At 64.8% G+C, this 23,039-nt stretch carries 25 protein-coding genes; 10 read left to right on the forward strand and 15 right to left on the reverse strand.

Annotation, left to right across the window (positions count from 1 at the left end):
- The first annotated feature begins 120 nt into the window (after positions 1 to 120).
- The 6 genes from AWB72_RS11590 (at position 121) to acuI (ending at position 3,883) form a co-directional block, all read left to right on the forward strand.
- Positions 121 to 477: a MarR family transcriptional regulator gene (locus AWB72_RS11590; protein ID WP_040050938.1), complete on the forward strand. Its 357-nt coding sequence runs from the start codon at positions 121 to 123 to the stop codon at positions 475 to 477.
- A 67-nt stretch (positions 478 to 544) separates the two neighbouring features.
- Entirely contained in the window at positions 545 to 1,501 is a 957-nt protein-coding gene (locus AWB72_RS11595; RefSeq protein ID WP_244285593.1) for an aldo/keto reductase, read from the forward strand.
- A 31-nt stretch (positions 1,502 to 1,532) separates the two neighbouring features.
- Positions 1,533 to 1,955, forward strand: a complete 423-nt coding sequence (locus tag AWB72_RS11600) for a DUF1810 domain-containing protein (RefSeq protein ID WP_040050940.1) — start codon at positions 1,533 to 1,535, stop codon at positions 1,953 to 1,955.
- Positions 1,956 to 2,018: 63 nt separating this feature from the next.
- On the forward strand, positions 2,019 to 2,234 hold the full coding sequence (locus tag AWB72_RS11605) for a hypervirulence associated TUDOR domain-containing protein (RefSeq protein ID WP_040050941.1): 216 nt from the start codon (positions 2,019 to 2,021) through the stop codon (positions 2,232 to 2,234).
- Between the two features lie 146 nt (positions 2,235 to 2,380).
- Positions 2,381 to 2,818 (forward strand): PRC-barrel domain-containing protein, encoded by a 438-nt coding sequence (locus tag AWB72_RS11610; protein ID WP_040050942.1) that lies wholly within the window; start codon positions 2,381 to 2,383, stop codon positions 2,816 to 2,818.
- A gap of 81 nt (positions 2,819 to 2,899) precedes the next feature.
- The gene (gene acuI / locus AWB72_RS11615; protein WP_040050943.1) at positions 2,900 to 3,883 is read left to right on the forward strand and encodes an acrylyl-CoA reductase (NADPH); all 984 of its coding nucleotides are present in this window, start codon (positions 2,900 to 2,902) and stop codon (positions 3,881 to 3,883) included.
- 276 nt (positions 3,884 to 4,159) lie between these two features.
- On the opposite strand, the gene AWB72_RS11620 is transcribed toward acuI, so the two are convergent.
- Positions 4,160 to 5,728 carry a methyl-accepting chemotaxis protein gene (locus AWB72_RS11620; RefSeq protein WP_040050944.1) on the reverse strand — a complete coding sequence of 523 codons (1,569 nt, stop codon included), beginning with the start codon at positions 5,726 to 5,728 and terminating at the stop codon, positions 4,160 to 4,162.
- A 239-nt stretch (positions 5,729 to 5,967) separates the two neighbouring features.
- On the opposite strand from AWB72_RS11620, the gene AWB72_RS11625 reads away from it, so the two are divergent.
- A complete protein-coding gene (locus AWB72_RS11625; protein WP_040050945.1) occupies positions 5,968 to 7,233 on the forward strand; it encodes an aminotransferase class V-fold PLP-dependent enzyme in 1,266 nt (421 codons plus the stop codon).
- Here AWB72_RS11625 and AWB72_RS11630 read toward each other — a convergent pair.
- A complete protein-coding gene (locus tag AWB72_RS11630; RefSeq protein ID WP_052449930.1) occupies positions 7,205 to 8,062 on the reverse strand; it encodes an NAD-dependent protein deacetylase in 858 nt (285 codons plus the stop codon). The two genes, AWB72_RS11625 and AWB72_RS11630, sit on opposite strands and share 29 nt — an antisense overlap.
- Positions 8,063 to 8,244: 182 nt before the next feature.
- On the opposite strand from AWB72_RS11630, the gene AWB72_RS11635 reads away from it, so the two are divergent.
- On the forward strand, positions 8,245 to 9,255 hold the full coding sequence (locus AWB72_RS11635; RefSeq protein ID WP_040050946.1) for a zinc-binding alcohol dehydrogenase family protein: 1,011 nt from the start codon (positions 8,245 to 8,247) through the stop codon (positions 9,253 to 9,255).
- Between the two features lie 21 nt (positions 9,256 to 9,276).
- Here AWB72_RS11635 and AWB72_RS11640 read toward each other — a convergent pair whose 3' ends face one another.
- Positions 9,277 to 9,678 (reverse strand): GFA family protein, encoded by a 402-nt coding sequence (locus tag AWB72_RS11640; protein WP_040051047.1) that lies wholly within the window; start codon positions 9,676 to 9,678, stop codon positions 9,277 to 9,279.
- A gap of 66 nt (positions 9,679 to 9,744) precedes the next feature.
- A complete protein-coding gene (locus AWB72_RS11645) occupies positions 9,745 to 10,257 on the reverse strand; it encodes a hypothetical protein (RefSeq protein ID WP_040050947.1) in 513 nt (170 codons plus the stop codon).
- Between the two features lie 239 nt (positions 10,258 to 10,496).
- On the opposite strand from AWB72_RS11645, the gene AWB72_RS11650 reads away from it, so the two are divergent.
- Positions 10,497 to 10,841 carry a hypothetical protein gene (locus AWB72_RS11650; protein ID WP_143754611.1) on the forward strand — a complete coding sequence of 115 codons (345 nt, stop codon included), beginning with the start codon at positions 10,497 to 10,499 and terminating at the stop codon, positions 10,839 to 10,841.
- Positions 10,842 to 10,903: 62 nt separating this feature from the next.
- Here the strand turns inward: AWB72_RS11650 and AWB72_RS11655 are convergent, their stop codons facing one another.
- The 10 genes from AWB72_RS11655 to norR all read right to left on the reverse strand — a co-directional run bounded on the left by AWB72_RS11655 (position 10,904) and on the right by norR (position 20,681).
- On the reverse strand, positions 10,904 to 11,491 hold the full coding sequence (locus tag AWB72_RS11655) for a hypothetical protein (protein WP_052449931.1): 588 nt from the start codon (positions 11,489 to 11,491) through the stop codon (positions 10,904 to 10,906).
- Positions 11,492 to 11,610: 119 nt separating this feature from the next.
- Positions 11,611 to 12,321 carry an extensin-like domain-containing protein gene (locus AWB72_RS11660; protein ID WP_040050949.1) on the reverse strand — a complete coding sequence of 237 codons (711 nt, stop codon included), beginning with the start codon at positions 12,319 to 12,321 and terminating at the stop codon, positions 11,611 to 11,613.
- Positions 12,322 to 12,336: 15 nt separating this feature from the next.
- Entirely contained in the window at positions 12,337 to 13,380 is a 1,044-nt protein-coding gene (locus AWB72_RS11665; protein WP_040050950.1) for an NAD(P)/FAD-dependent oxidoreductase, read from the reverse strand.
- A 144-nt stretch (positions 13,381 to 13,524) separates the two neighbouring features.
- Positions 13,525 to 14,325 (reverse strand): c-type cytochrome, encoded by an 801-nt coding sequence (locus tag AWB72_RS11670; protein ID WP_040050951.1) that lies wholly within the window; start codon positions 14,323 to 14,325, stop codon positions 13,525 to 13,527.
- Positions 14,322 to 15,947 (reverse strand): b(o/a)3-type cytochrome-c oxidase subunit 1, encoded by a 1,626-nt coding sequence (locus tag AWB72_RS11675; RefSeq protein ID WP_040050952.1) that lies wholly within the window; start codon positions 15,945 to 15,947, stop codon positions 14,322 to 14,324. Before AWB72_RS11675 ends, AWB72_RS11670 begins: the two co-directional genes overlap by 4 nt.
- Positions 15,937 to 16,503: a cupredoxin domain-containing protein gene (locus AWB72_RS11680; RefSeq protein ID WP_040050953.1), complete on the reverse strand. Its 567-nt coding sequence runs from the start codon at positions 16,501 to 16,503 to the stop codon at positions 15,937 to 15,939. Before AWB72_RS11680 ends, AWB72_RS11675 begins: the two co-directional genes overlap by 11 nt.
- Before the next feature lie 30 nt (positions 16,504 to 16,533).
- Positions 16,534 to 16,692 (reverse strand): hypothetical protein, encoded by a 159-nt coding sequence (locus AWB72_RS11685; RefSeq protein WP_040050954.1) that lies wholly within the window; start codon positions 16,690 to 16,692, stop codon positions 16,534 to 16,536.
- A 14-nt stretch (positions 16,693 to 16,706) separates the two neighbouring features.
- Positions 16,707 to 17,975, reverse strand: coding sequence for a c-type cytochrome (locus tag AWB72_RS11690; protein ID WP_040050955.1), 1,269 nt, complete (start codon positions 17,973 to 17,975; stop codon positions 16,707 to 16,709).
- Positions 17,976 to 17,987: 12 nt separating this feature from the next.
- Positions 17,988 to 18,668 carry a c-type cytochrome gene (locus AWB72_RS11695; protein WP_040051049.1) on the reverse strand — a complete coding sequence of 227 codons (681 nt, stop codon included), beginning with the start codon at positions 18,666 to 18,668 and terminating at the stop codon, positions 17,988 to 17,990.
- A gap of 426 nt (positions 18,669 to 19,094) precedes the next feature.
- A complete protein-coding gene (gene norR / locus AWB72_RS11700; RefSeq protein WP_040050956.1) occupies positions 19,095 to 20,681 on the reverse strand; it encodes a nitric oxide reductase transcriptional regulator NorR in 1,587 nt (528 codons plus the stop codon).
- A 109-nt stretch (positions 20,682 to 20,790) separates the two neighbouring features.
- Between norR and hmpA the strand changes: the two genes are divergently transcribed.
- Positions 20,791 to 21,975, forward strand: a complete 1,185-nt coding sequence (gene hmpA / locus AWB72_RS11705) for an NO-inducible flavohemoprotein (RefSeq protein WP_040050957.1) — start codon at positions 20,791 to 20,793, stop codon at positions 21,973 to 21,975.
- A gap of 51 nt (positions 21,976 to 22,026) precedes the next feature.
- On the opposite strand, the gene AWB72_RS28495 is transcribed toward hmpA, so the two are convergent.
- Complete coding sequence (locus tag AWB72_RS28495; RefSeq protein ID WP_052449932.1) at positions 22,027 to 22,953, reverse strand: fimbrial protein; 927 nt, start codon at positions 22,951 to 22,953, stop codon at positions 22,027 to 22,029.
- Positions 22,954 to 23,039 lie beyond the last annotated feature (86 nt).

Raw genomic sequence — 23,039 nt, forward strand, 5'->3', positions numbered from 1 at the left:
ATAATAGCAGTTGTTTATCAGTTTGATAAGTTACTTTGTGTTCGGGCGCGAAGGCGGGAACAAGTATGATGACCCGCACATCGAAGCAATGACACGCAGCGTCCAAGGAAGCGCACGACCATGGCGAACAAACATCTCGTCGACGCCTATTTCCGCTTTCTGAACCTCGCTCAGGCGGTTCAGGCCTTGCCCTCGGTACCCAAACTCGATGCCGCCGAAGAACGGCTGCTCGAAGCGCTCACGGCCGCCTGGCACGCGGGCCGCACGCTGACGGTCACGGAAACCATGGCGCTCTCCACGGCGGGCGCGCCGGCCACGGTGCATCGCAAGCTCACGCGCCTCAAGGCGCAAGGGCTCGTCACGCTCGACGAAACCGGCGCGGACCAGCGCACCAAATCCGTCGTGCCGACGAAGAAGGCGCTCGCGTATTTCGAGCAGCTCGCCGCGTGCCTGGAAGAAGCGAAGAAGAAGAAGTAGCGGTGGCGCCCGCAGCCGTCGCGTTGGCGCGCTATTCTGTGGCTCCAGGCCGAAGGAGCCCGACGCCATGAGCCGTGTCTCGAAGGCAAATACCGCCATGACGCGCGGCCCTTTCCACCGGCGCGATTTCCTGCGCGCCGCAGCCGGCGCGGCGCTTGGCGCGCATCTCGGAAGCGCATCGCCGGTTGAAGACGCTTTTGCGCCGATGCACACACGCCCGATTCCATCGACGGGCGAGGCGTTGCCCATCGTCGGATGCGGCACCTGGCGCACCTTCGATGTCGGCGACGACGCCGCGCGCCGCCGGGAACTCGCCGCCGTGTTGCGCGTGCTTTTCGCGGCGGGCGGCTCGGTCATCGATTCCTCGCCGATGTACGGCACCTCCGAAGCGGTCGCCGGAGCGCTTCTCACGGAAATGAACGCGCGCGGGAAAGCCTTCATCGCGACGAAAGTCTGGACCGAAGGCCGCGACGAAGGCATCGCGCAGATGCGTCAATCGATGCAGCGCCTCGCCGCTGAGCGCATCGACCTGATGCAGATTCACAATCTTCTCGACTGGCGCACGCAGCTCGCCACGCTGCGCGACTGGAAAGCCGCGGGGCGCGTGCGGTATATCGGCGTGACGCATTACACGTCGAGCGCGTTTCCCCAGGTCGAAGCGGTGCTGCGCACGGAACGCGTCGACTTCGTGCAGATCAATTACGCCGCCAACGACCGCGATGCCGAAGCGCGCCTCCTGCCGCTCGCGGCGGAACGCGGTGTAGCAGTCATCGTGAATCAGCCGTTCGGCGGCGGATCGCTGCTCGCGAGTCTGCGCGGACGTCCCCTGCCGCCCTTCGCGGCCGATCTCGGCTGCACGAGCTGGGCACAGCTTCTGCTCAAGTTCGTGCTGGGCCATCCGGCCGTCACGTGCGTGATTCCCGGCACGGGACGGCGCGAATACATGATCGACAACGTGCACGCGGGCATCGGCGTCTATCCGGATGCGAAGCTGCGGGAGCGCATCGCGCAAGCCGTGGCCTGAGCGCTCGGCCGCGCGTGCCAGGAGATGAACGATGAGCGATCCATTCAACCTTCAGCGCTTCGTCGCGGCGCAAGACAGCGTCATCGACGACGTGCGCGCTGAACTGCTCGCCGGGCGCAAACGCACGCACTGGATGTGGTTCGTGTTTCCGCAGATCGCGGGGCTCGGGCACAGCCAGATGGCGCAGCATTACGCGATACAGTCGCGCGCCGAAGCCGAGGCTTATCTTGCGCATCCGGTGCTGGGCGCACGGCTCGTCGAGCTGACGGGCATGGTCAATGGCGTGCGCGAGCGCAGCGTCGAGGAAATCTTCGGCTATCCGGACGACATGAAATTTCATTCGTCGATGACGCTCTTCGCGCGCACCGCATCCGATCCCGCCATCTTCGACGAAGCGCTGCGCCGGTATTTCGGCGGCCGCCCCGACGACGCGACGCTCTCTCGGCTGCGCTGACCGCCGCGCATGGGCATGGCCGTTGCGCGGGCTTTGCGCGTTACTTCATCGGAGGAAAACGCCATGAGCCACAGCTACAAGCTGCACGACCACGTGAGCTGGAACACGCCGCAGGGCGAAACGACCGGGCGCATCGTGCGCGTGATATCGGCGCGAACGAAGGTCGATGGCCACACGGTCAACGCATCGCACGACGATCCGCATTACGAAGTGGAAAGCGACAAGAGCGGCAAGCGCGCCGTGCACAAGGGCGACGCGCTCAAGCGCATTTCGCACTGAGCTTTCCCGTCACGCATGGTGCGATGCGGCACCGTTGCTGCAAAAGCGTCGATAACCGGTCAAACAGCTATCGCGCTGCGGGTTCTGTCGAACGGGCTTGGGCGCATGCATCAAGAATCGTCTGCCAAATCTTTTGAGGAATCGACATGAACTTGAAACTCGTGGCATCGCTTCTCGCATCGTCGGCTATCGGCCTGGCTTCCACTCACGCGTTCGCGCAGGTCGCGGGTGCGCAGCCGCTCGGCGTGTCCGTCCAGGTATCGACCGCGATCATCGACGGATGGAGCGTCAGGAAGTCCATCCTCAACAAGCCCGTCGTGAACGACCAGGGCGCGCGCGTCGGCGTGATTCACGACATCATCGTCGCGCCCGACCGTTCGGTCTCTTTCGCGATCATCTCGGCCAATCAGTTCCTCGGCGTGTCGCATCACGATGTCGCGATTCCCGTCGAGCAACTCGATTTCAAGAACGGCAAGCTCGTGCTGGCCGGCGCGACGAAGGACGCCATCAAGGCGCTGCCGGAATTCCAGTACACGAAGATGAAGGCGACGCCCGCCCCGCGCGCGGACTTCCAACATCATTGACGCGATACGCGCATAACGCGTGAATGCCGGCGCGGCGGCGCGCGTGCCGCTGCGGCCCTTCAACCGTCAACGGAACAGCTCATGTTCAACGCACTTCTGCTCGACAAACAGGACGATCGCACGGTCGCGTCCATTCAGGCGATCGACGAATCGCGTCTCGTGGATGGCGACGTGCTCGTGCGCATCGACTATTCGACGCTCAACTACAAGGATGCGCTCGCGATCACGGGCAAGGCGCCGGTCGTCCGCTCGTTTCCGATGGTGCCGGGCATCGACTTCGCGGGCATCGTCGAGGAAAGCACGCATGCGGGGTATCGGCCGGGCGACGCCGTGGTGCTCAACGGCTGGGGCGCGGGCGAAACGCATTGGGGCGGGCTCGCGCAGAAGGCGCGCGTGGCGGGCGATCATCTGATTCCGCTGCCCACCGGCATCACGACGCGGCAGGCGATGGCCGTCGGCACCGCAGGCTACACCGCGATGCTCTGCGTGCAGGCGCTCGAGCGGCACGGCGTCGCGGCATCGGACGGCGATGTGCTCGTGACCGGCGCGAACGGCGGCGTCGGCAGTTTCGCTGTCGCGATTCTCGCAAAGCGCGGGTATCGCGTGGTGGCATCCACCGGACGGCCGGAGGAAGCCGCGCGGCTGCGCGAGTTGGGGGCTGCGGAAGTGATCGATCGGGCGGCGCTGTCCGCGCCCGGGAAGCCGTTGCAAAAGGAACGGTTTGCTGCGGCTGTCGACTGTGTCGGAAGTCATACGCTCGCCAACGTCTGCGCAAGTCTGCGATACGGCGGCGCCGTGGCCGCTTGTGGACTCGCACAGGGGATGGATCTGCCGGCTACCGTCGCACCTTTTATTCTTCGCGGGGTCGCGTTGCTTGGGGTCGATAGCGTTTATGTGCCGCGTGCGCGACGCGTTGCTGCTTGGGCTTCCATCGCCGAGGATGTGTCTGTCGATACTATCGAAAGCGTTGCTTCTGTCGTTTCGCTTTCAGACGCGGTCGAAGCTGCTGCTGCGTTGCTTCGTGGGGAAGTCGCCGGGCGGGTCATCGTCGATGTCAATCGCTGAACCGTTCGTGCTTTTCTTTTCGTGTCGGTCTATTAGCTCGCCCCTCCCCGGGGCGGGGGTCACTTTCTTTGCTGCTGCAAAGAAAGTAACCAAAGAAAGCAGCTTTTTCGCCCGCTGTTTTTTTACGTTGCACTCCGTAGAACCACGTTGGCACTCAGCTTGACACAACCCTGAATCACCTTCCGCGCCCACTGAGCGCCACGTCCTCCGAGCCCCTCGGCTCGTTAACACCCTTGGGTTGCCCACCCACTCAACGCTTCAACTCTCATCGCGAATTCACTGCCGATCTTCCACCGCGAAGACCGCCACCGCATCATTCAGTCTGCGCCCCTGTTCCTCCAGCGCCTGCGATGCCGCCGCCGCCTCCTCCACCAACGCCGCGTTCTGCTGCGTCACCTCGTCCATCTGCGTGATCGCCTGGTTGATCTGCTCGATGCCGCGTCCCTGCTCCTCCGACGCCGCCGCAATCTCCTCCATGATGTCCGTCACGCGCGCAATCGCCCGCGTCACCTCGACCATCGTCGTGCCCGCCTCGCCAGCCAGCGCCGATCCGCCTCGCACCTTGTCCACCGACTCCGCAATCAGCTCGCGTATCTCCTTCGCCGCCGTCGATGAACGCTGCGCCAAGCCGCGCACCTCACTCGCCACCACCGCAAAGCCACGTCCATGTTCGCCCGCGCGCGCTGCCTCCACCGCCGCGTTCAGCGCAAGAATGTTCGTCTGGAACGCAATGCCCTCGATCATCCCCGTGATCTCGGCAATCTTCGTCGAACTGTCACTGATGCCCTGCATCGTCGATACCACCCGCTCCACCACATCGCTGCCCTTTCTCGCCACATCCGACGCATTCGACGCCAGCGCACTCGCCTGCTGCGCATTATCGGCATTCTGGCGCACCGTCGATGTCAGCTGCTCCATGCTCGCCGCCGTCTCTTCCAGCGACGCCGCCTGCTCCTCCGTGCGCTGGCTCAGGTTCGTGTTGCCGCTCGCCAGTTCCTTTGCCGCGCCGCCCACCGCGCCGCTGCTCTCGCGCACACGGCCAACGGTCTCGGTCAGGCGCGCATTCATCTGCGCAAGCGCACGCAACAGGTCACCGGTCTCGTCCTTTCTCTCCGCGACGATGCGGCTGCGCAAGTCGCCCCGCGCCACCGTCTGCGCGATGCCCACCGCCACGCCGATCGGCGCGGTGATCGAACGCGTGATCGCGATGCCCGCGAACACCGCGAAGAGCGCGCCGATCGTGCATAGCGCGATCAGCAGGTTGCGCTGCTGCACGTAGCTCGCCTCGTACTCGCGCACGATCTCATCGCGGCGGGCGTTGGTGTAGGCCGCATAATCAACCGTCGCCTTCACCAGTTGCGCGAGCAGCGGCCGGCAATCTTCGTCCAGCTTCACGACCGCCTCGTCGTGACGGCCCGCGAGCGTTAGATTCAGGATGTTCGTCGCCACCGGCCCATATAGCGCCTCGACGCGCATCATGTCGGCCACGAGGCCGCGCGCCTTCTCGCTCGTGTCGGTCGCGGCGGCGATCATGTCGTTCAACTGCTTCAGACGCGCCGATACATCGGCGTGCGCACGCAAGGCTTCGTTCTTCTCCAGTTCGATGTCGGCGGGTTTCGTGACCAGCACGAGATTGCGCGCGGCAATCGCACGCCGGTCGACGGCGGCGCGAATCTCGGCGGCCACGTCGGCGCGCGCGTTGATGCCGTGGACATAATGCGCGAAGCCATCGGTGGCGGCGGACAGCGCGCGCAGCGACATACCCGCGACCAGCACCACCAGCACGGCGAGCACGCCGAAGCCGGCAATCAGCTTGTTCTTGATTGTGACGTTTTGCAGATTCACTTAGGGCCCTCTCTCGGATACGGTCGAACAGTCGGCGCCGTCATCCCTCCCGCAAGTCACGCATAAGCTGCACGCGCGAACGTTTGGCTGCGCGGGAACGCGGCACTCTTGCTGTTTTATTACGGCGCGCTTTTGCGACTCTTAAGGTCTGGTTCGCGTATGTCCGACATTCGTCCAATAGAGTCCGGCCCGATGATCGGCGATACTGAGCAGCTTCCGCTCACCATCGACGTTCGCCCATGACCGATCTGCTCGACATCCGCACGCCCGAATTCGAAACCGCGCTCGCCGCGCTTCCGCCGACGCCCGAATCGGCGCCGGCCATCGCCACGGACGAACCTTACTGGGACGCCGTGCGCGGGCTGTATCGGCAGTCGGATGCGCTGATCAATCTCGAAAACGGCTTCTGGGGCGCGATGGCCGAGCCGGTCAAGGCCATGTTCCACTACTGGACCGACCGCGTGAACTTCGAGACGACGACGCTCGTGCGCCCGCACTGGTCCGCGCTTCACGATGGCCTGCGCGAACGCGCCGCCGCCGCGATGGGCTGCGCCGTCGAGGAAATCGAGTTCACGCGCAACGCCACGGAAGCGCTGCTCGCGCTGATCAGCGGCTACAACCGCCTCTCGCCCGGCGATACGGTGCTCTACAGCGATCTCGATTACCCGTGCTGCAAGGACGCGATGGAATGGCTGCGCGAGCGGCGCGGCGTGACGCCCGTTCGCATCACGATGCCCGAGCCGGGCGCGTCGCAGGACGAGTTTCATCGCACCGTGCTCGAGACCTACGCGGCCGCATTGAGCGCGCATCCGCGCACGCGCCTCGTGCTGCTGTCGCACGTGTGCTTCGCGACCGGACTCGTGATGCCCGTCGCCGAGCTTTCCGCGATGGCCGAGGATGCAGGCGCGGACGTCATCGTCGATGCCGCGCATTCCTGGGGCATGCTGGAGTTCGACGTGCCGGCGCTGAACGCGCCGTTCGCCGCGCTCAATCTGCACAAGTGGATCGGCGCGCCGCTCGGCTGCGGGGCGATCTACATTCGCAAGGGACACCTTGGCAAGATCGATCCGTATCTCGGCGATCGCACCTGGCCCGCCGACGACATCCGCGCGCGCGTGCACACCGGATCGCCGAGTTTCGCGGCGTGGCTGACGCTGCCGGCCGCGCTGGAACTGCATCGGCGGATCGGCGCGCATGCGAAGGAAGCGCGTCTGCGCGCGCTGCGCGATGCCTGGGTGACGCCCGCGCGTGCGTTGCCCGGCGTGCGGATCATGACGCCCGACGGTCCGTCGATGACGGCGGGCATCACCGCGTTCCGGCTGAAAGGCCGATCGTCGAAAGCCACGTGCGATGCGCTGCGCGAGCGCTTCGGCGTGTTCACGGTGACGCGGCCCGGCCCCGATGCGGGCGATGTCGTGCGCGTGACGCCCGCGCTGTTCTCGCGCATCTCGGACGCGCAACGGCTCGTCGAGGCGCTTACGGTGCTGGCGCGGGAAGCGGGCTAGCAGCGGTGCGCTGAGCGGCGTCGAGCCGGTCGATCAGCGCGTTGAGCGCTTCCGAGCACGGCGCTTCGACTTTCAGCGCGAGCAGCGAATCGGCGCGCGTCTTGCCGATGTTGATCGCCGCGATCGGCTTGCCGCTCTTCGCCGCCCACTCGCAGAAGCGAAAGCCCGAATACACCATCAACGACGAACCGACCACGAGCATCGCGTCCGCGCCTTCCAGCGCGCTCGCGGCGTCGTGCACGAGTTCGCGCGGCACGCTCTCGCCGAAGAACACCACGTCCGGTTTCAGCATGCCGCCGCAATGCGCGCAGCCGGGAACATCGAAGGCGGCGAAATCGAGGTGCTCGATCAGCGCGTCGCCGTCCGGAACCGCGGGCGCGGTGTGGCCCACGAAATCAGGATTCGCCGCTTCGAGCAGCCGCTGCACATCCGCACGATGATGCCGCGCGCCGCACGACATGCACCGCACCCGGCCGATGTTCCCGTGCAACTCGATCACGTCGGGGTTGCCGGCGCGCGTATGCAGGCCATCCACGTTCTGCGTCACCAGCCGATGCACCCGCGAACGCGCCGCGAGCGCCCGCACCGCGTGATGCGCGGCGTTCGGCACGGCATGCGCGACCACCGGCCAGCCGATCATGCTGCGCGCCCAGTAACGCCGGCGCGCATAGTCGGATTCGAGAAAGTCCTTGAGCAGAATCGGCGCGCGGCCGGTGCGCTGGCCTTCCCGGTCGCGATAACACGGAATGCCGGACTCGGTGCTGATGCCCGCGCCCGACAGCACGAAGAGCCGTGGATGCCGCTCGACGAATTCATGAAGTGAAAGCACTTACCGTCCTTGGGGCAGAAGTATCGTGAAAATATACGGGTAAACCGGCGGGCGCGCTCGGCGGCCATCTGCGCCGGAATGTGGCCTTACCAGTTTCCGTAGGTGTATAACTGGCTTGACCAAACCGCGCGGCGCCGATAGATTGATACGCTTCCCCGCCCTCAATCAGAACGAGACTCACGATGCTGACCGTCATCTGCGAAACCCCCGGAACCCTGAAGGCCGAACAGCGCGAAAAACCGCAGCGCGGCGCCGATGAAGTGCTGCTGCGCGTGAAGCGCGTCGGCGTGTGCGGCACCGATCTGCACATTTTCACGGGCAATCAGCCGTATCTGTCGTATCCGCGCGTGATGGGCCACGAGTTGTCGGGCGTGATCGAGGAAGCGGACGAATCGAGCGGTCTCAAGGCGGGCGACACCGTCTACGTGATGCCGTATCTGTCGTGCGGGAAGTGCATCGCGTGCCGTCAGGGCAAGACCAACTGCTGCGTGAATATCCAGGTGCTCGGCGTGCATCGCGACGGCGCGTTCACCGAGTATCTGAACCTCCCCGCGCAGTTCGTGCACAAGGCGGAAGGCGTCACGCTCGACCAGGCCGCGATGATCGAATTCCTCGCGATCGGCGCGCACGCCGTGCGCCGCGCGGACGTGCAGCCGGGCCAGCGCGTGCTGGTGGTCGGCACGGGACCGATCGGCATGGCGGCGATCACGTTCTCGCGGCTGCGCGGCGCGAACGTCACGGCGCTCGATACGCGTGAAGACCGTCTGGCGTTTTGCCGTCGCGAATTGAGCGTGGATGCGACCGTGCAGATCGGCGAGCGCGACAAGGAAGAGCTGTCGCAGCTCACGAACGGCGAATTCTTCGATGTCGTCTTCGATGCGACCGGCAACCCGCGCGCGATGGAACGCGGCTTCGAATTCATCGCGCATGGCGGGAAGTACGTGCTGGTGTCGATCGTGCCGGATCGCCTGTCGTTCGCCGATCCCGAGTTCCACAAGCGCGAAGCGACGCTGCTCGCGAGCCGCAACGCCACGCCCGAGGACTTCGAAACCGTGCTCGCCGCGATGCGCGCGGGCAAGGTGCCGACCGATGCGCTCAACACGCACCGCCTCGCACTCAACGACGTGCCGCAGCAGTTTTCCACGCTGCTCGACCCGAAGGCCGGCGTCGTGAAGGCGATCGTCGAATGCTGAGGATGGCCGCCTGACGCGGCGTCAGTCAGGGCGGCTACGCGGATAGCGCGGCCGGCCCTGCGCGTCGTGCCACGGCTCGGCGGTGCCGCACCAGATTTCGTAGGCGGGCGGATAGAGGCCGGTTTCATCGAAGATGCCGGTCGGCACTTCGATTTCCGGCACGTCGTCGAAGGCCAGATAGACCGGCGATCCGCATGTCGGACAATGATGGCGGCGGCCCGTCGCGGAGCTTGCCCACGCGATGGTGTCGCCGGAAACCTCGACGGCATCGCGCTCGAAGATCGCATAGACGCCGAACGGCGCACCGTGAATGCGCCGGCACGTCATGCAGTGACACAGGTTGACGTCCTTCGGCTCGGCGAACACGCTCACGCAAACCGCGCCGCATGCGCAATGTCCCTGGTGGACGGGAATCCGGTTCATGCGACGCTCCGAAGTTGCCTTCCGCGCAGCATAACCCGGCTCGTCCACCTGTCAGGCGATGCGCGCTCAGCGCACGAAATACCCCTTGTTCTGCATGCACTCGCTGTAGGCGCGCCAGTAGCGGGCCATCGGCGGTTCGGGCGGCGGCAGCGGCGGCATTTTCATGTCGCCGCCGAGAATGGCATCCGATGCACCCGACGCCGGCATTGCCGCCAGGTCCGATGCCGGCATCGCCGCTGACGCGCCACGCGGCGCCGATGCACCCGCGGCCACCGTCGCCGATGCGCCGGACGCCGCCACCGCAGCCGATGCGCCCTGTGCGCCCGGCGGCAGCGGCGGCTCGACCGGACGCGGCGAAATCAGCGTGCGCGTCTCGCCCGCGCCTTGCTTCGGCGGCGTCTGCGATTCGCGCGCCATGTTGACCTTCGTCGTCTGATTGGCGTAGCCATAACAGGCGGCGGTATCGATGGCCTGCTGCCCCGTGCTTTGGCTGCGTCCGGGCAGCGTCATCGGCTGCTGGGCGAGTGCGGCGCAGGATGCCGCGAGCAGCGCGAATCCCGCGTAAGTGGAAGGTTTCATTGGCGAGCGTTTCCCCGATGCGGTGTTTTTAGTCGTTGCAGTCCGCCTGTCAATCGCCGATGGGCGAATGCGCGCGGGCCTGCGCCGGGCCTGCTGTCAAGGATACCGCGCTGTCCGATCGTGCCACGCCAGAAGCACCGGCTTCTTCCGCCAAATTCGGCTGATCGGAGATAACGCAACGCGCGTCAGGACCGGTGTTTGCTGCGAATCCAATAAACGCAGAACATTGGGAGGACGAGATGAGACCCGCTACAGGAACGCTTGGCCGCCTCGCGGCGATGCTGGTCGGCGCGACGATCGCGGTGGCCGTGAGCGCGCAGCAGCCGACGGCCACGCCGAACAAGAAGCCGTCCGGGCAAACGGAAGTGCAGCCGAATTCACCGAAGCCGAGCCGGCTCGATAACGACAGCACGCCCGCTTATCAGGAGCGCAACGTCACGCCGCCGGCACAAGCCGCGACCGCCGCGAGCGGCGCGTTGAACAAGGAGCCGGGCAAGACATCGGCGGGAAAGGCGCCTGCGCCGAAACGACCGAATGGCATCGGCTTCGACAGCGACTCGGGAAGCATGGGAAAGAAGCCTTGAAAGTTCGATGCTTGGGATGAGCAAGCGGCTGACTGCCGCTTGCTTCCCGGCGGCAGATCAGATCAACTCGATTTGTTGGGCCAGGGCCACGTCGCGTATCGCGATGGTTCGCCTTCTAATTCCTTACCGGCATCGGCTTCGGCCTTCGCGCTGCCCTTCCCCTTGCGCGCCACGCTTTCGCGCTTCGTTTCCGATGCGGACGCGCGCTCCGACGAGTCCTTGCCCTCGCCCGCCGCATGCGCCGGCGCCGCGCTCGCGGCGACCTCGGGCACGTCATCGCCGAACCACGACACTTCCGCGCGCCGCTCATCGACATACGCGCGCCAGCCGGACGCGTTGTCGTCGAAGAGATCGGACTTGACGGTGCTCGCGAGCATCGGACGATTGAGCGTCTCATCGAGCAGCGCCTTCGGCCAGATGAAGAACGCACCCGATGCGCGCCGGATGAAATCGCGCGGCGTCATCGTCTGATCGACGAAGCCGAGCAGCGTGAAGTTCGCGAGCGCGTCGTTGCCGCGCACCGCATCGCCGATGCTCGCGTATTCATCGGCGCATTGACTCAGGCAAAACACCGTCTCCAGCACATCGCCGAGATGCAGCAGCAATGCGCGCCGTTCGTATGGGTCTTGCGTGGCGGCCTCTTTCGACATTCGCTCTTCCGTTCGGTAAGGGTTGAATAAAGGGCGAGCGCCGGTCTTGCCCCGCGCCGCGTTCATGACGATTCTAGCGAACCTGACGCCATGCACCATCCTGCATGCGCGATGACGAATCATCGGCAGATTCGATACGCGCCCATGTCGACATGAAAGTGCGTCTTGTGAAGCGCGTTGTAGTCGGGTCCGAGCGTCGTATCGAAGGAATGGCACGCGCCTTCGTGCACGCGGCGCAGAAAGTCCGCGCCGGGCGTGCCCGCATCGTCCCATTGCGCGAGCGTGATGCGCCGGCCATCGGCGAGAACGAAACCCGTCAGGTCGATAGCGTTCGCGCTCGCGTGCTGACTGAGCGCCGCGTCTTTCTGATGATTCACGTTGCGGCATGCATAACTGCCGACATGCTCGATGCGCGTCACGCGCTCGCCGAACACGTCCATGGCCGCGGGCTGAAGATACTGCTGCTCGAAGAACGCCATGCCGACGGCGAGCGGACACGTCGCGAGAAACGACGCGCTGAAGCGCACGTCGTCCGCTTGGCTCACGCGCACCACGTCTTTCAGTTCGCAGCCGACCGGTGCGGATGTATCAGCCATCGGTCGATAGACGATGCCGGACTGTGCGAGCGCCGCATCACAGAGCTTCGCATCATGCGTCGTGCGCCAGAGCTTGTACGCGGTGAGCGGGCCGCGCGGCGCGCGCACGTCGAGCGGCGCGAAGGGATCGTATTGTTCGGGTACGGCAATGCGGCGCGACCACACGCCATACGCGAAGATCAGCGCCGCGACGAACGCAAGCAGCATCAGCCAGCCGATGATTCGCCCGATCATCACGCGGCCCGCGTCTCATTCGGCGGCACTGGCCTGCACGCGTTCGGCGAGTTTCGCGTCGTAGCTCGAATGCACATGCACGCGCTTTTTGTCGGGATACGCATACGCATACGCCTTGCGCAGCGCGAGCGACGCCTCGTGAAAGCCCGACAAAATGAGCTTCTGCTTGTTCGGATACTGCGCGATATCGCCGACCGCGAAGATGCCGGGCCGCGACGATTCGTAATTCGACGTATCGACTTCGATGCGCCCGCCGCGCACATCGAGATTCCAGTCTGCGATCGGCCCGAGATCCGCGACGAGTCCGTACAGCACGAGCAGCTTGTCGGCGGGAATGTCGGTCGTGCCGTCGATATGCTTGATGCGCACGGCGCGCAGCGCGTCGTCGGGGGCATCGAGCGAATCGATCATGCCGACGACGAAGTCCATCGCGCCCGCTTCCACCTTGCTTTTCATCGCGGCAACGGAAGCCGCCGCCGCCGAAAAGCCGTTGCGCCGATGCACGAGCGTCAGCTTGCGCGCGACGCCGCACAGCGCGAGCGCCCAGTCGAGCGCAGAATCGCCGCCACCGGCGATCACGACATCGCGATCGCGGAAATCGTCGATACGCGGCACGCTGTAGAACACGTGGCGTTCTTCGAGCGCATCGGCGTGCGGCAACTGCAAACGCTGCGGCACGAACGCGCCGTTGCCCGCCGCGATCAGGATGGCGGCGACATCGAACGTGAGGCCTTGTTCGGTATGCACTGTCCAGCGATGATCCTCACGCTGCGTGACCGTCTGCACGCGCTGCGAAAGATGGATCGGCACATCGAAGGGGCGAATCTGCGTCATGAGACGATCGACGAGTTCGCGCGCCGTGCATGACGGAATCGCGGGAATGTCGTAGATGGGCTTCTCGGGATAAAGCTCGATGCATTGCCCGCCGATACGGCCGAGCGCATCGACGATATGACACGAAAGCCCGATGACGCCGGCCTCGAACGCGGCAAAGAGGCCGACAGGCCCGGCGCCGATGATCAATACGTCGGTGCGGATGGTGCTGCTGTGTGCGTCCATGTGATCGTTTCCGTTGGTGCGGGCAGCCGCATGTTTTCATACGACGCCAGCATTCATCGGTCCACGATACAGAAAGCGCACGGCCAGGGCAACGAAGCCCCTGTCCGCCAAGCGGCGATTCGCGCGTCGCCGCTCACCCGCGCATTAGCGGTTCAGCTCGCGCGCGTAGTAGTTCGCGGCGGCATCGATCTCCTCGGGCGTCATGTTGCGCGCGACATTGCGCATGACTTCGTTGATGTCGTTCGTGCGCGTGCCGTTGGCGAACGCGATCAGTTGCGCCTTCGTATAAGCGGCCGGAAGGCCATCGATCCAAGGACTGCCCGCCTTGTTGTCGATGCCGCCGTGACACGCCGCGCACGGCGCGATATTGCGCATCGGCGCACCGTGGGACACGATCGTCGGCGCGAGCGCATCGCTCACCTTGCGCTGCGCGGGCGGACGCGGCAGGTTCGCATAGTAGGCGGCGAGATCGCGCATGTCCTGATCGCTCAGATTGACGGACATCGGCGACATCACCGCGTTATTGCGCGCGCCCGTCTGAAAGTCGATGAGTTGCTTGTAGATCACCGACGCATACTGCCCCGCGAGATTCGGCGAATTCGCTTCGCTCATGCCGCGTTCGCCGTGGCACATCGTGCATCGCAAGGCGAGCGTCGCGCCGCGTCCGATGGAGTTCGATGTCGCATTGACGAGCAGTTGCGGCGTGACTTCCACGGCCGTGAGCTTCTTCTTCGGCTCGACGGTCGACTCGCCCGCGAACCAGTTGCGCGGCGCGCCCGCCGCGCTGCAGATGGCGTTCCAGATGCCGGTGAACGAGGCATCGCGCTGAACGGACGGCAGCCACACGAAGCCGATCACCGCCGATATAGCCGCGATGCCGATGGTCCCCAGCACGCTGGTCGCGAACCAGCGATTGCGGAAGGTGAAGAGGCGTTCTTCGCTCATCGCTGCGCTCCGATGGGAACGGCGGGCACCGATGTATCGGACCGCGCGAGCAGTTGCGCGATCGGATAGCCGTAGTTGACGAGCGTGAGACCGATCATCAGCGCGAGCCACAGCGCGAAGCTGTTGAGCGCGATGGGCATCGAACGCGGCTCGTGTATCGCGCGGCTGAACGTGAATTGCTCGACGCTCACGCGCGGCGCGCGATGCCCGCGTATCAGCACGACGAAGAACAGCACCGCCGACACGACCAGAATGAAGCCGCCGATCACCGACATGATGACCGACGCCGCCTGATGCGCGATCTGCGGATCGCCATAGTCGTAAAAGGCCATGCGACGCGGCATGCCGAGAATGCCGGTGTAATGCCACGGAAACGTCAGCACGATCATGCCGATGAACCACAGCCACAGTTGCCAGCGCATGAGCCTCACGCTTTGCAGCGCGCGCCCCGTGAGATGTGGCCACAAGTCATACGCAATCGCGAAGTACATGATGACGATCGCGCCCGCGAAGATCAGATGGAAATGGCCCGTCACCCACTGCGTGTTGTGCACGGTGGAATCGAGCTGATAGCTCATGTTGATGATGCCGCCCGCGCCGCCGAAGCCCAGCATGACGAACGAAAACGCGAGGGCCAGCATCATCGGATTGCTCCACGGCAGCGCCTTGATCCAGCCGAACGCGCCCTTGCCGCCGCGCAGCCGCGCCGCGATTTCCACCGATGCGCAGATCGTGAACACGGTCAGAAGCGTCGGCACGGCGACGAGCGCGGTGAACACCGAGTGCATGAACTTGAAGCCCGAGCCCACTTGCGGATCGGCGAACAAGTGGTGAATGCCGATGGGCATCGAGACCACGAGGAACAGGATGAACGAGATGCGCGCCATTGCATCGCTATAGAGGCGTCCGCCGATGGCGCGCGGGATGATCGTGTAATACGCGATATACGCGGGCATCAGCCAGAAATAGACGATGGCGTGCAGCGTCCACGAGAAGAACACGCGCGCAAGACCGGCATCGATGGTGGACTTCCAGCCGAGCGCCACCGGCAGGATCATGAAGAGCACTTCGATGGCCGCGCCCACTGCCGTCCAGCCCCACAGATATGCGCCCGCGACCGTGGCGAACATCGGTAGCGGCACGACCTTGCCGGGGTTGTCGCGCTTCCATGCGTGCAGATTCACCGACATTAGCGCGACCCAAATCCACGAGCCGACCACCACCAGCACCACGCCGAGGTAATAGAACGCGTTGCCGATCATCGGCGGATAGAACGTGTAGAGCACCGAGGCGAGGCCCAGGGCGACGGGGATCATCGCCATGACGGAGCCGACCGCGACGAGCCAGAAGCCGATCCACGCCCAGCGCAAGCCCACGAGTGCGCGCTTCAGCGCAAGCTCCGTGACCGCGTAGCCGAAGCCCATCGCGATGAGCGTCGGGAACACGTAGCCCATCGCGGAACCGTGAGCCGTCACCGATCGATAGTAGATCTCGGGATTCTGCAGCCCGGCAAAGAGCGGACTGCGCGCGAACATCTGCCACGCGCCGAGCAGGAGCGCGACGCCGAACGCAATGAACGCGAGCCAGAAGTGCGCGAGGATGAGGCGCTTGCTATTTAACACAGGACAGTCTCCGCGAATCGGCCGGCAGCTTCTCGGCCATCTGCATGAACTCCGCTCGGTCAATCACCTTCACATGCGCCCACATGCCGTGATGCCCCACGCCGCAGAACTCGTGGCACGGCATCAGATGATCGCCGGGTTCGTCGAACGTAGTCTTGAACGTCGAGACATAACCCGGCTCCAGCATCGAGTTGATATTGGTCTTCGTGATGAGAAAGCCGTGCACCACGTCCGAGCTCGTCGCGCGGAACGTGATGGGCACGCCGGCCGGCACGAGCAGGCATTGCGGCGTGAACGAGTACTGCTGCGCGACCACGCGCACGGTCACCGAGCCGTCGCTTTCGGGCGCGCTGCCCAGATTGCTTTCGATGAATTCGCCCGACACGTGCAGCGTTTCGGGCCGCACGGTTTCGACGCGCGAGGGCGGCATCATCGCCCAGTGCAGGCCGGTGTAGACGACCATCGCGACGAGCACGACGACGATCGCGAGGACGAGCATCGCCCAGCGTTTCTCGACGCGTTCGGCGACTTCGTGTGAATCGGGATGGATGGCCATAAGTTCTGCGCTAATGAATCGATGCGTGAATCACTGGATGACGCCGCGAGGCAGAAACACGGCGAAGTAAAAGGCGAACCAGATGCCGATGACGATGGCCGTCGCCACGCCCGCGACCGCGAGCGCGCCGCCGGGACCGCTTCGGACGATTTCGTCGAGCTTCGCGTCTTCGTTGGGATCTTCGTTCATGGTGTCGTCAAGGTTCAGTAAAGCGGTGCGGAGCGCAGCTCGTTCACTTCCTTCACCGATACCGGCGCGCCGCGATTGCCCCACGCCGTGCGGATATAGGTGACCACCGCCGCGACCTCCACGTCCGACAGCGATTGCGCGAACGGCGGCATCCCGTAAGGCTTCGGATTTTTGAACGTGCCGGGCGGATAGCCGCCGTTCAGCACCATGCGGATCGGGTTGACCGCCGAGCTCATCACGATCGACTGATTGCTCGCGAGCGGCGGGAAGTCGGGCGGCTTGCCCTGGCCTTGCGTGGCGTGGCATTCGGCGCATTGCGCGTCGTAGATCTTCTTGCCGAGCGGCGAAAGGCTCGTGCGCTGTTCGGTGACGGCCTGGCTCGGCGGCTCGGACTTGTCGCCGGCGCGCGCGGGCAGCGCCTTCAGATACACGGCCATCGCGCGCACGTCTTCTTCGTTCAGATGTTGCAGGCTGTCGTAGACGACCTCGGCCATCGGCCCGTACACCGCGCCCTTGTTCGACACGCCCGCGTGCAGCAGCCCCACGATCTCGTCGATGCTCCACTCGCCCAGGCCCGCTTCCTTGTTCGACGTCAGCGACGGCGCATACCAGTTCTGAATCGGAATCAGCCCGCCTTCGAACGCCTTCGACGACACGTTGCCGCCGAGCGCGTTGATCGCGGTGTGGCACATCGAGCAATGTCCGAGTCCTTCGACGAGATACGCGCCACGATTCCATTCGACGGACTGTTTCGGGTCCGGCTCGTACTCGCCCTGCCTGAAGAAGAGCGAGCGCCAGCCGATCAGCAATTCGCGACGATTGAACGGAAAGCGCAATTCATGCTGGCGGTTCGGCTGATGCACGGGCGGCGTGGACATCAGGAACGCGTAGATGGCGTCGGAGTCGGCGCGCGTGACCTTCGTATAGGACGTGAACGGCATCGCCGGATAAAGCAGCGAGCCGTCGCGCGAGCGGCCCGTGTGCATCATGTTGTAGAAGTCGTCGGCGGTCCATTGACCGAGGCCCGTCTCCTTGTCCGACGAGATGTTCGGCGTGTAGAGCGTGCCGAAGGGCGTTTCCATCGGGCGGCCGCCGCCGAACGTCTTGCCCGCGGGCAGCGTATGGCACGCGATGCAGTCGCCCGCGCGCGCGAGGTACTCGCCGCGCTTCACGGTGGCGGCATCGAAAGTCTTCGCTTGCGCCGCCGCGTCGTGGACCGGCCCGGCCAACGCCGCGAGAAAGACCGTCACGGCAAGCGCCCCAAGTTGTCGGAAACGAAGCACGTCGGGTCCTCTCTAGTGTTGAACGCTGCCGCACGCGAGCGGCATCTTCAATGAGCCGGCCGCGACCGGCGACGGATTGGCCGGCGCGGGCAGCGAAGCGAGATAGGCCGCGATCGCGGTGATGTCGCGCTCGCTCAAGAGCTGCGAGATCTGGCGCATGCAGTCGGGCGCGAACGTCGTGCGCGTGCCGTATCGCCATGCGCCCAGTTGCGCGCTGAGGTAGTCCGCGTGCAGCCCGAGCAAGCCGGGAATGGCCGGCTCCATGCCGGTCATCGACGCGCCGTGACAAGTCACGCACGCCGGTATCTTGCGCGATGCGTCGCCCTTGGTGACGAGCGTCTTGCCGAGATCGAGCGTCTTCGCGTCGGCGGTGACGGGCGCGGGCGGCGGGAACGGCGGACGCTCGGCGGCGAAGTAATCGGCGATCTGCTTGAGATAGGCGTCGGGCAGATACGCGAGCAGGTAATTCATCGGCGGGTACTTGCGGCGCCCGTCGCGGAATGCGAGCAACTGGTTGTAGAGATAGCCCGCGGGCTTGCCGGACAGACGCGGGAAGTAGTCGTTGTCGGTGCCCTCGCCGTGCGCGCCGTGACACGCGGCGCATCCCATGACGCGCGCCTGCATCGTGTCCGGTGCGCGTTCAAGTGGCGCGCCCGCAGCGGATTGCGGCGCGTCCGCGGCGAACGCCGCCATGCTGAAAAACGCGACGAGCGCGGAGAGTGCGGAAAGCGCGATCCTGGCGCTACGCTGAGCCGCGTATCCGACGTATCCCACGTTATGCACGTATCCCCCGTGTCGAGTTGCCGTTTTTCGTTCGCCGCGTGCGAATCGACAGTATTCAATCGATGCGCGCCCGACGCGGTTGTTCAAGGCACTGCACTGTCTTTCGCCGATGACGGGTTCAGCCTGACTTTTCAGATGTTAGGAGGTGATCCCCGTTTTCTCCAGCCCTGAGATTGTCTCAATACCTTCAATCGATACGCATGACAAGACGCCACACTTTTTTGCGTTTAGACAAGGAAACGCATTATTTTGAGATGGGCAACTGAACGATCGATTGCGTCACAAGCGCGTCGCTATTGGCGTGTCTTGGTATGACGCATGTTTTCGGGATAAGCATCATTTCAGGCCGAGACGCCGCGCAAGCCGATTCAGATTCGCCCGGTCGATGCCCAGCTCCCGCGCCGTCGATGCCCAGTTCTGGCCGTTGCGCGCGAGCGCATCGAGAATGAGCGTGCGCTCGTAGGCGGTCACGGCTTCGCGGAAATCCGCGGCCGGCGCGCTCGTCGCGGGCGCGCTCGGGGACGCGGGCGTCGCGTTGTCGGCGATACCGAAATCGGCGGCGGTGAGCGTGAGGATGCGCGGCCGTTCGCGATTCGCCGCCAGTGCCTTCAGCGCGCTTCGCCCGATCAGATGCTCGAGTTCGCGCACGTTGCCGGGCCAGCGATACGCGAGCAGCGCGGCCTGCGCATCCGCCGACAGCCGCAAGCTCAACAGCCCGAGCCGCGAGCGGTTCTCTTCGAGGAAATAGCCCGCGAGCAGCAGCACGTCGCGGCCCCGCTCGCGCAGCGGCGGCACGACGAGCGGGTACACCGACAGCCGGTGATACAAATCCGCGCGAAAGCGACCGGCGCGCACTTCGTCGGCGAGATCGCGATTGGTGGCGGCAATCAGCCGCACATCGACACGATGCTCGCTATCCGACCCGATGCGCTGCAACTGGCCGTTCTGCAGCACGCGCAGCAACTTGGCCTGCACGGCGAGCGGCAGTTCGCCGACTTCATCGAGAAAGAGCGTGCCGCCATCCGCGAGTTCGAACTTCCCGCGCCGGTCCGACGACGCGCCCGAGAACGCCCCGCGCACATGCCCGAACAACTCGCTTTCGACGAGCGTATCGGGCAGCGCCGCGCAATTGAGGCTCACGAGCGGCTTGTCGGCGCGCGGCGAAAGCGCGTGAATCTGGCACGCGACGAGTTCCTTGCCGACGCCGGTCTCGCCGGTGACGAGCACGGTCAGATCGCTCGACGCGACGATCGCGATTTCGTCCATCAGATGCTTGTGCGACGCGCTGCTGCCGATCATCTCCCGTCGACGCGGCCCGCTCGCCTGCCGATACACTTCGGCGCGCTGCCGTTCGGTTTCGCTCGTTTGCGCGAGCCTGTCGATGCGCTCCGCGACGCTCACGGTCGCCGCCGCGAGACTGAGAAACGCCTGCAGCGACGCCATGTCGATGCCGTCGAAACGCGCGGGATCGAGCGCATCGAGCGTGAGCAGGCCCCACGGCCGGCCGTCGATGAAAAGCGGGCTGCCGAGGCAATCGTGCACTTCGAGATCCGCGCCGGCGTGCTTGACGAGGCCGTCGTAGGGATCGGGCAGCTTGGAATTGGCGGGAAAACGCGTCGGTTCTGGTTGAGCCAGAATGCGCGCGAAACGCGGATGTTCGCTCAAGCGAAAGCGCCGGCCGAGCGTGTCGCTCGACAGCCCGTCGATGGCGAGCGGCACGAGCGTGTCGCCGTCGAGACGCAGGAGCGCGGCGGCATCGCCGGGAAAAAGCGCGCGCAGCGTGCTCAGCAAACGCCGGTAGCGCTCGGCTTCCGGCATGTCGCGCGACAGGTCTTCGATGAGCGGCACGAGCGCATCGAGCAAAACGCGCGAAGTCATTGCGACTACGTCAGCAGTCCGTTTGACCAGGGTTGAATCGACCATGACGTTTCCCAAGCAATTGATTCCTTTGGAATTCTACACTGGCACGGAATCTGTATAAGGAACGGCCGATTGCGAAGCACGCGCTTCGCCTTGTCACGAGGACTACACCATGCTGTCAGCCGAACACCGCGCCATCGTCAAAGCCACCGTTCCCCTGCTCGAAAGCGGCGGCGAGGCGCTCACCCGCCACTTCTACGCGATGATGCTCAACGAGTATCCGGAAGTGCGCCCGATGTTCAACCAGGCGCATCAGGCCAGCGGCGCGCAGCAGCGCGCGCTCGCCAACGGCGTGCTGATGTACGCGCGTCATATCGACGAACTCGAAAAGCTCGGCGGCCTCGTCGGGCAAATCATCAACAAGCACGTCGCGCTGAACATTCAGGCCGAGCACTATCCGATCGTCGGCGCGTGCCTGCTGCGCGCGATCCGCGAAGTGCTCGGCGAAGAGATCGCCACCGATGCCGTGATCGAGGCATGGGCCGCCGCGTATCAACAACTCGCCGATCTGCTGATCGGGCTGGAAGAAGGCATCTACAGCGAGCGCGAGAAAGCGCCCGGCGGATGGCGCGGCACGCGGCGCTTCGTCGTCGCGCGCAAGGTGGCCGAGAGCGACGAGATCACGTCGTTCTATCTCGTGCCCGAAGACGGGGGCGCGCTGCTCGACTTCCATCCGGGGCAATACATCGGCTTGCGCATGATGATCGGCGGCGAAGAACTGCGCCGCAACTACTCGCTTTCGGCGGCGCCGAACGGACGCGAATATCGCATCAGCGTGAAGCGGGAGCCGGAAGGCAAGGTCTCGAATTTCCTGCACGATCAGGTGCGCGAACAGGACGTGCTCGAGCTGTATCCGCCTGCCGGAGACTTCAAGCTGGACCACAGCGAAAAGCCGCTCGTGCTGATCAGCGGCGGCGTGGGCATCACCCCGACGCTCGCGATGCTGCACGCCGCGCTCGCCGCGACCACGCGTCCGATCCACTTCATCCACGCCGCGCGGCATGGCGGCGTGCATGCGTTCCGCACGGTCATCGAGGATCTCGCGGCGAAGCATCCGCAATTGAAGCACTTCTATTGCTACGAACAGCGGCGCGACGGCGATCGCGAAGCGCACGGCTTCGGCTTCGTGACCGAGGCGCTGCTCGATAAGTGGCTCCCGAAGAATCGCGATGTCGATGCGTATTTCCTCGGGCCGAAGTCGTTCATGCAGGCGGTCAAGAAGCATCTGAAGGCGCTCGGCGTGCCGGAATCGCAGAGCCGCTATGAGTTCTTCGGGCCGGCCGCGGCGCTTGAGTGAGCAAACGAGAACCCGCGTTTCATGCGCGGGTTTTTTTGGTCCGATGCAGCTTTACTGGTACGACATGGTGAACGTGGCGCGGGCCGCGACGCTGCCGGGCACGAGTGTCGCCGACGTGCGCACGTACCGCGCCGTGATCGGAATCTGCATCACGCCGCCGGATGCCGTGCCCGCCGACCACTGATTCGTGTTCCCCGCCACGGCCGAATCCGGTCCGAACGCGACGGGCGTGCTGCCGTTCAATATCTGGATGCCGACGCCCGAAGCCGATGATCCCTGCGCCAGCGACAACGTCGTAGTCCGGTTCGAAGGTGTCGTGGCGTCGGTGATCGTCACGGCGACCTTCACGCCGGCGGCACAGTTCAGGCCGATCGGCAGCGTCGTGTCGCCCGTGGTCGCGCCGACTGTCGGCAAGTTCTTCGACAGCCCCTTGGGGAGATTGAAGACGATCGCAGGCGTCGTGACGCTGCATGTGTTGCTCGTGACCGCCGAGCCGGTCGTGAGGGACTGCGTGGTGGTCACCGTCGTGATGCAGCTTCCGGTGAACGTGACGGTCATGCTCGGAAGTGTCGTCAGGGAACCCGCGCCGACGGGTCCGGTGACGACGAGATCCGCTCTCGTATAGTGAGCCGTCGATCCCGTGGGCGATACCAGGGTCTGCGAGATGGGAACCTGAACGAACCCGCCGTTCCAGCCATCGGTGATGTAAAAGCGCACGCCTATGCCCGGCACGTTGGTCTGGAACGTTTGGGCATCGCCGGGAATGGACGTGCCATTGACCGTCACAGTTTTCTGCACGTTGCACGTCACCCCTGACGCGGACAACCCAACGTTTGCAGCCTCCGTATTCAAAACCGTGCCGATTGCCGCATCGCGTGAAATGGTCATCGAGGCGGGAAACGCCAGATTCGCGAGACTGCCGGTGCCGCTGGACGGAAACAGGATCGTGGCGGCCAGGGCGGGCAGCGTCTGCGTCATTAGGGCGACGAGTATCGCCTGGAATGCTATTGATCGGCGGCCAGCGGGTTCGTTGGAATAATCACTTTCGATTGCTGTCAATGAGG

It is taken from the genome of Caballeronia concitans, from assembly GCF_001544615.1.
GTDB lineage: Bacteria > Pseudomonadota > Gammaproteobacteria > Burkholderiales > Burkholderiaceae > Caballeronia > Caballeronia concitans.

What these genes read in the sequence shown, in the direction of transcription:
- AWB72_RS11590 (WP_040050938.1), top strand. Translation starts at nt 121, where the DNA reads ATGGCGAACAAACATCTCGTCGACGCCTATTTCCGCTTTCTGAACCTC.
- AWB72_RS11595 (WP_244285593.1), top strand. Translation starts at nt 545, where the DNA reads ATGAGCCGTGTCTCGAAGGCAAATACCGCCATGACGCGCGGCCCTTTC.
- AWB72_RS11600 (WP_040050940.1), top strand. Translation starts at nt 1,533, where the DNA reads ATGAGCGATCCATTCAACCTTCAGCGCTTCGTCGCGGCGCAAGACAGC.
- AWB72_RS11605 (WP_040050941.1), top strand. Translation starts at nt 2,019, where the DNA reads ATGAGCCACAGCTACAAGCTGCACGACCACGTGAGCTGGAACACGCCG.
- AWB72_RS11610 (WP_040050942.1), top strand. Translation starts at nt 2,381, where the DNA reads ATGAACTTGAAACTCGTGGCATCGCTTCTCGCATCGTCGGCTATCGGC.
- acuI (WP_040050943.1), top strand. Translation starts at nt 2,900, where the DNA reads ATGTTCAACGCACTTCTGCTCGACAAACAGGACGATCGCACGGTCGCG.
- AWB72_RS11625 (WP_040050945.1), top strand. Translation starts at nt 5,968, where the DNA reads ATGACCGATCTGCTCGACATCCGCACGCCCGAATTCGAAACCGCGCTC.
- AWB72_RS11635 (WP_040050946.1), top strand. Translation starts at nt 8,245, where the DNA reads ATGCTGACCGTCATCTGCGAAACCCCCGGAACCCTGAAGGCCGAACAG.
- AWB72_RS11640 (WP_040051047.1), bottom strand. Translation starts at nt 9,678, where the DNA reads ATGAACCGGATTCCCGTCCACCAGGGACATTGCGCATGCGGCGCGGTT.
- AWB72_RS11645 (WP_040050947.1), bottom strand. Translation starts at nt 10,257, where the DNA reads ATGAAACCTTCCACTTACGCGGGATTCGCGCTGCTCGCGGCATCCTGC.
- AWB72_RS11650 (WP_143754611.1), top strand. Translation starts at nt 10,497, where the DNA reads ATGAGACCCGCTACAGGAACGCTTGGCCGCCTCGCGGCGATGCTGGTC.
- AWB72_RS11655 (WP_052449931.1), bottom strand. Translation starts at nt 11,491, where the DNA reads ATGTCGAAAGAGGCCGCCACGCAAGACCCATACGAACGGCGCGCATTG.
- AWB72_RS11660 (WP_040050949.1), bottom strand. Translation starts at nt 12,321, where the DNA reads ATGATCGGGCGAATCATCGGCTGGCTGATGCTGCTTGCGTTCGTCGCG.
- AWB72_RS11665 (WP_040050950.1), bottom strand. Translation starts at nt 13,380, where the DNA reads ATGGACGCACACAGCAGCACCATCCGCACCGACGTATTGATCATCGGC.
- AWB72_RS11670 (WP_040050951.1), bottom strand. Translation starts at nt 14,325, where the DNA reads ATGAGCGAAGAACGCCTCTTCACCTTCCGCAATCGCTGGTTCGCGACC.
- AWB72_RS11680 (WP_040050953.1), bottom strand. Translation starts at nt 16,503, where the DNA reads ATGGCCATCCATCCCGATTCACACGAAGTCGCCGAACGCGTCGAGAAA.
- AWB72_RS11685 (WP_040050954.1), bottom strand. Translation starts at nt 16,692, where the DNA reads ATGAACGAAGATCCCAACGAAGACGCGAAGCTCGACGAAATCGTCCGA.
- AWB72_RS11695 (WP_040051049.1), bottom strand. Translation starts at nt 18,668, where the DNA reads ATGGCGGCGTTCGCCGCGGACGCGCCGCAATCCGCTGCGGGCGCGCCA.
- norR (WP_040050956.1), bottom strand. Translation starts at nt 20,681, where the DNA reads ATGGTCGATTCAACCCTGGTCAAACGGACTGCTGACGTAGTCGCAATG.
- hmpA (WP_040050957.1), top strand. Translation starts at nt 20,791, where the DNA reads ATGCTGTCAGCCGAACACCGCGCCATCGTCAAAGCCACCGTTCCCCTG.
- AWB72_RS28495 (WP_052449932.1), bottom strand. Translation starts at nt 22,953, where the DNA reads ATGACGCAGACGCTGCCCGCCCTGGCCGCCACGATCCTGTTTCCGTCC.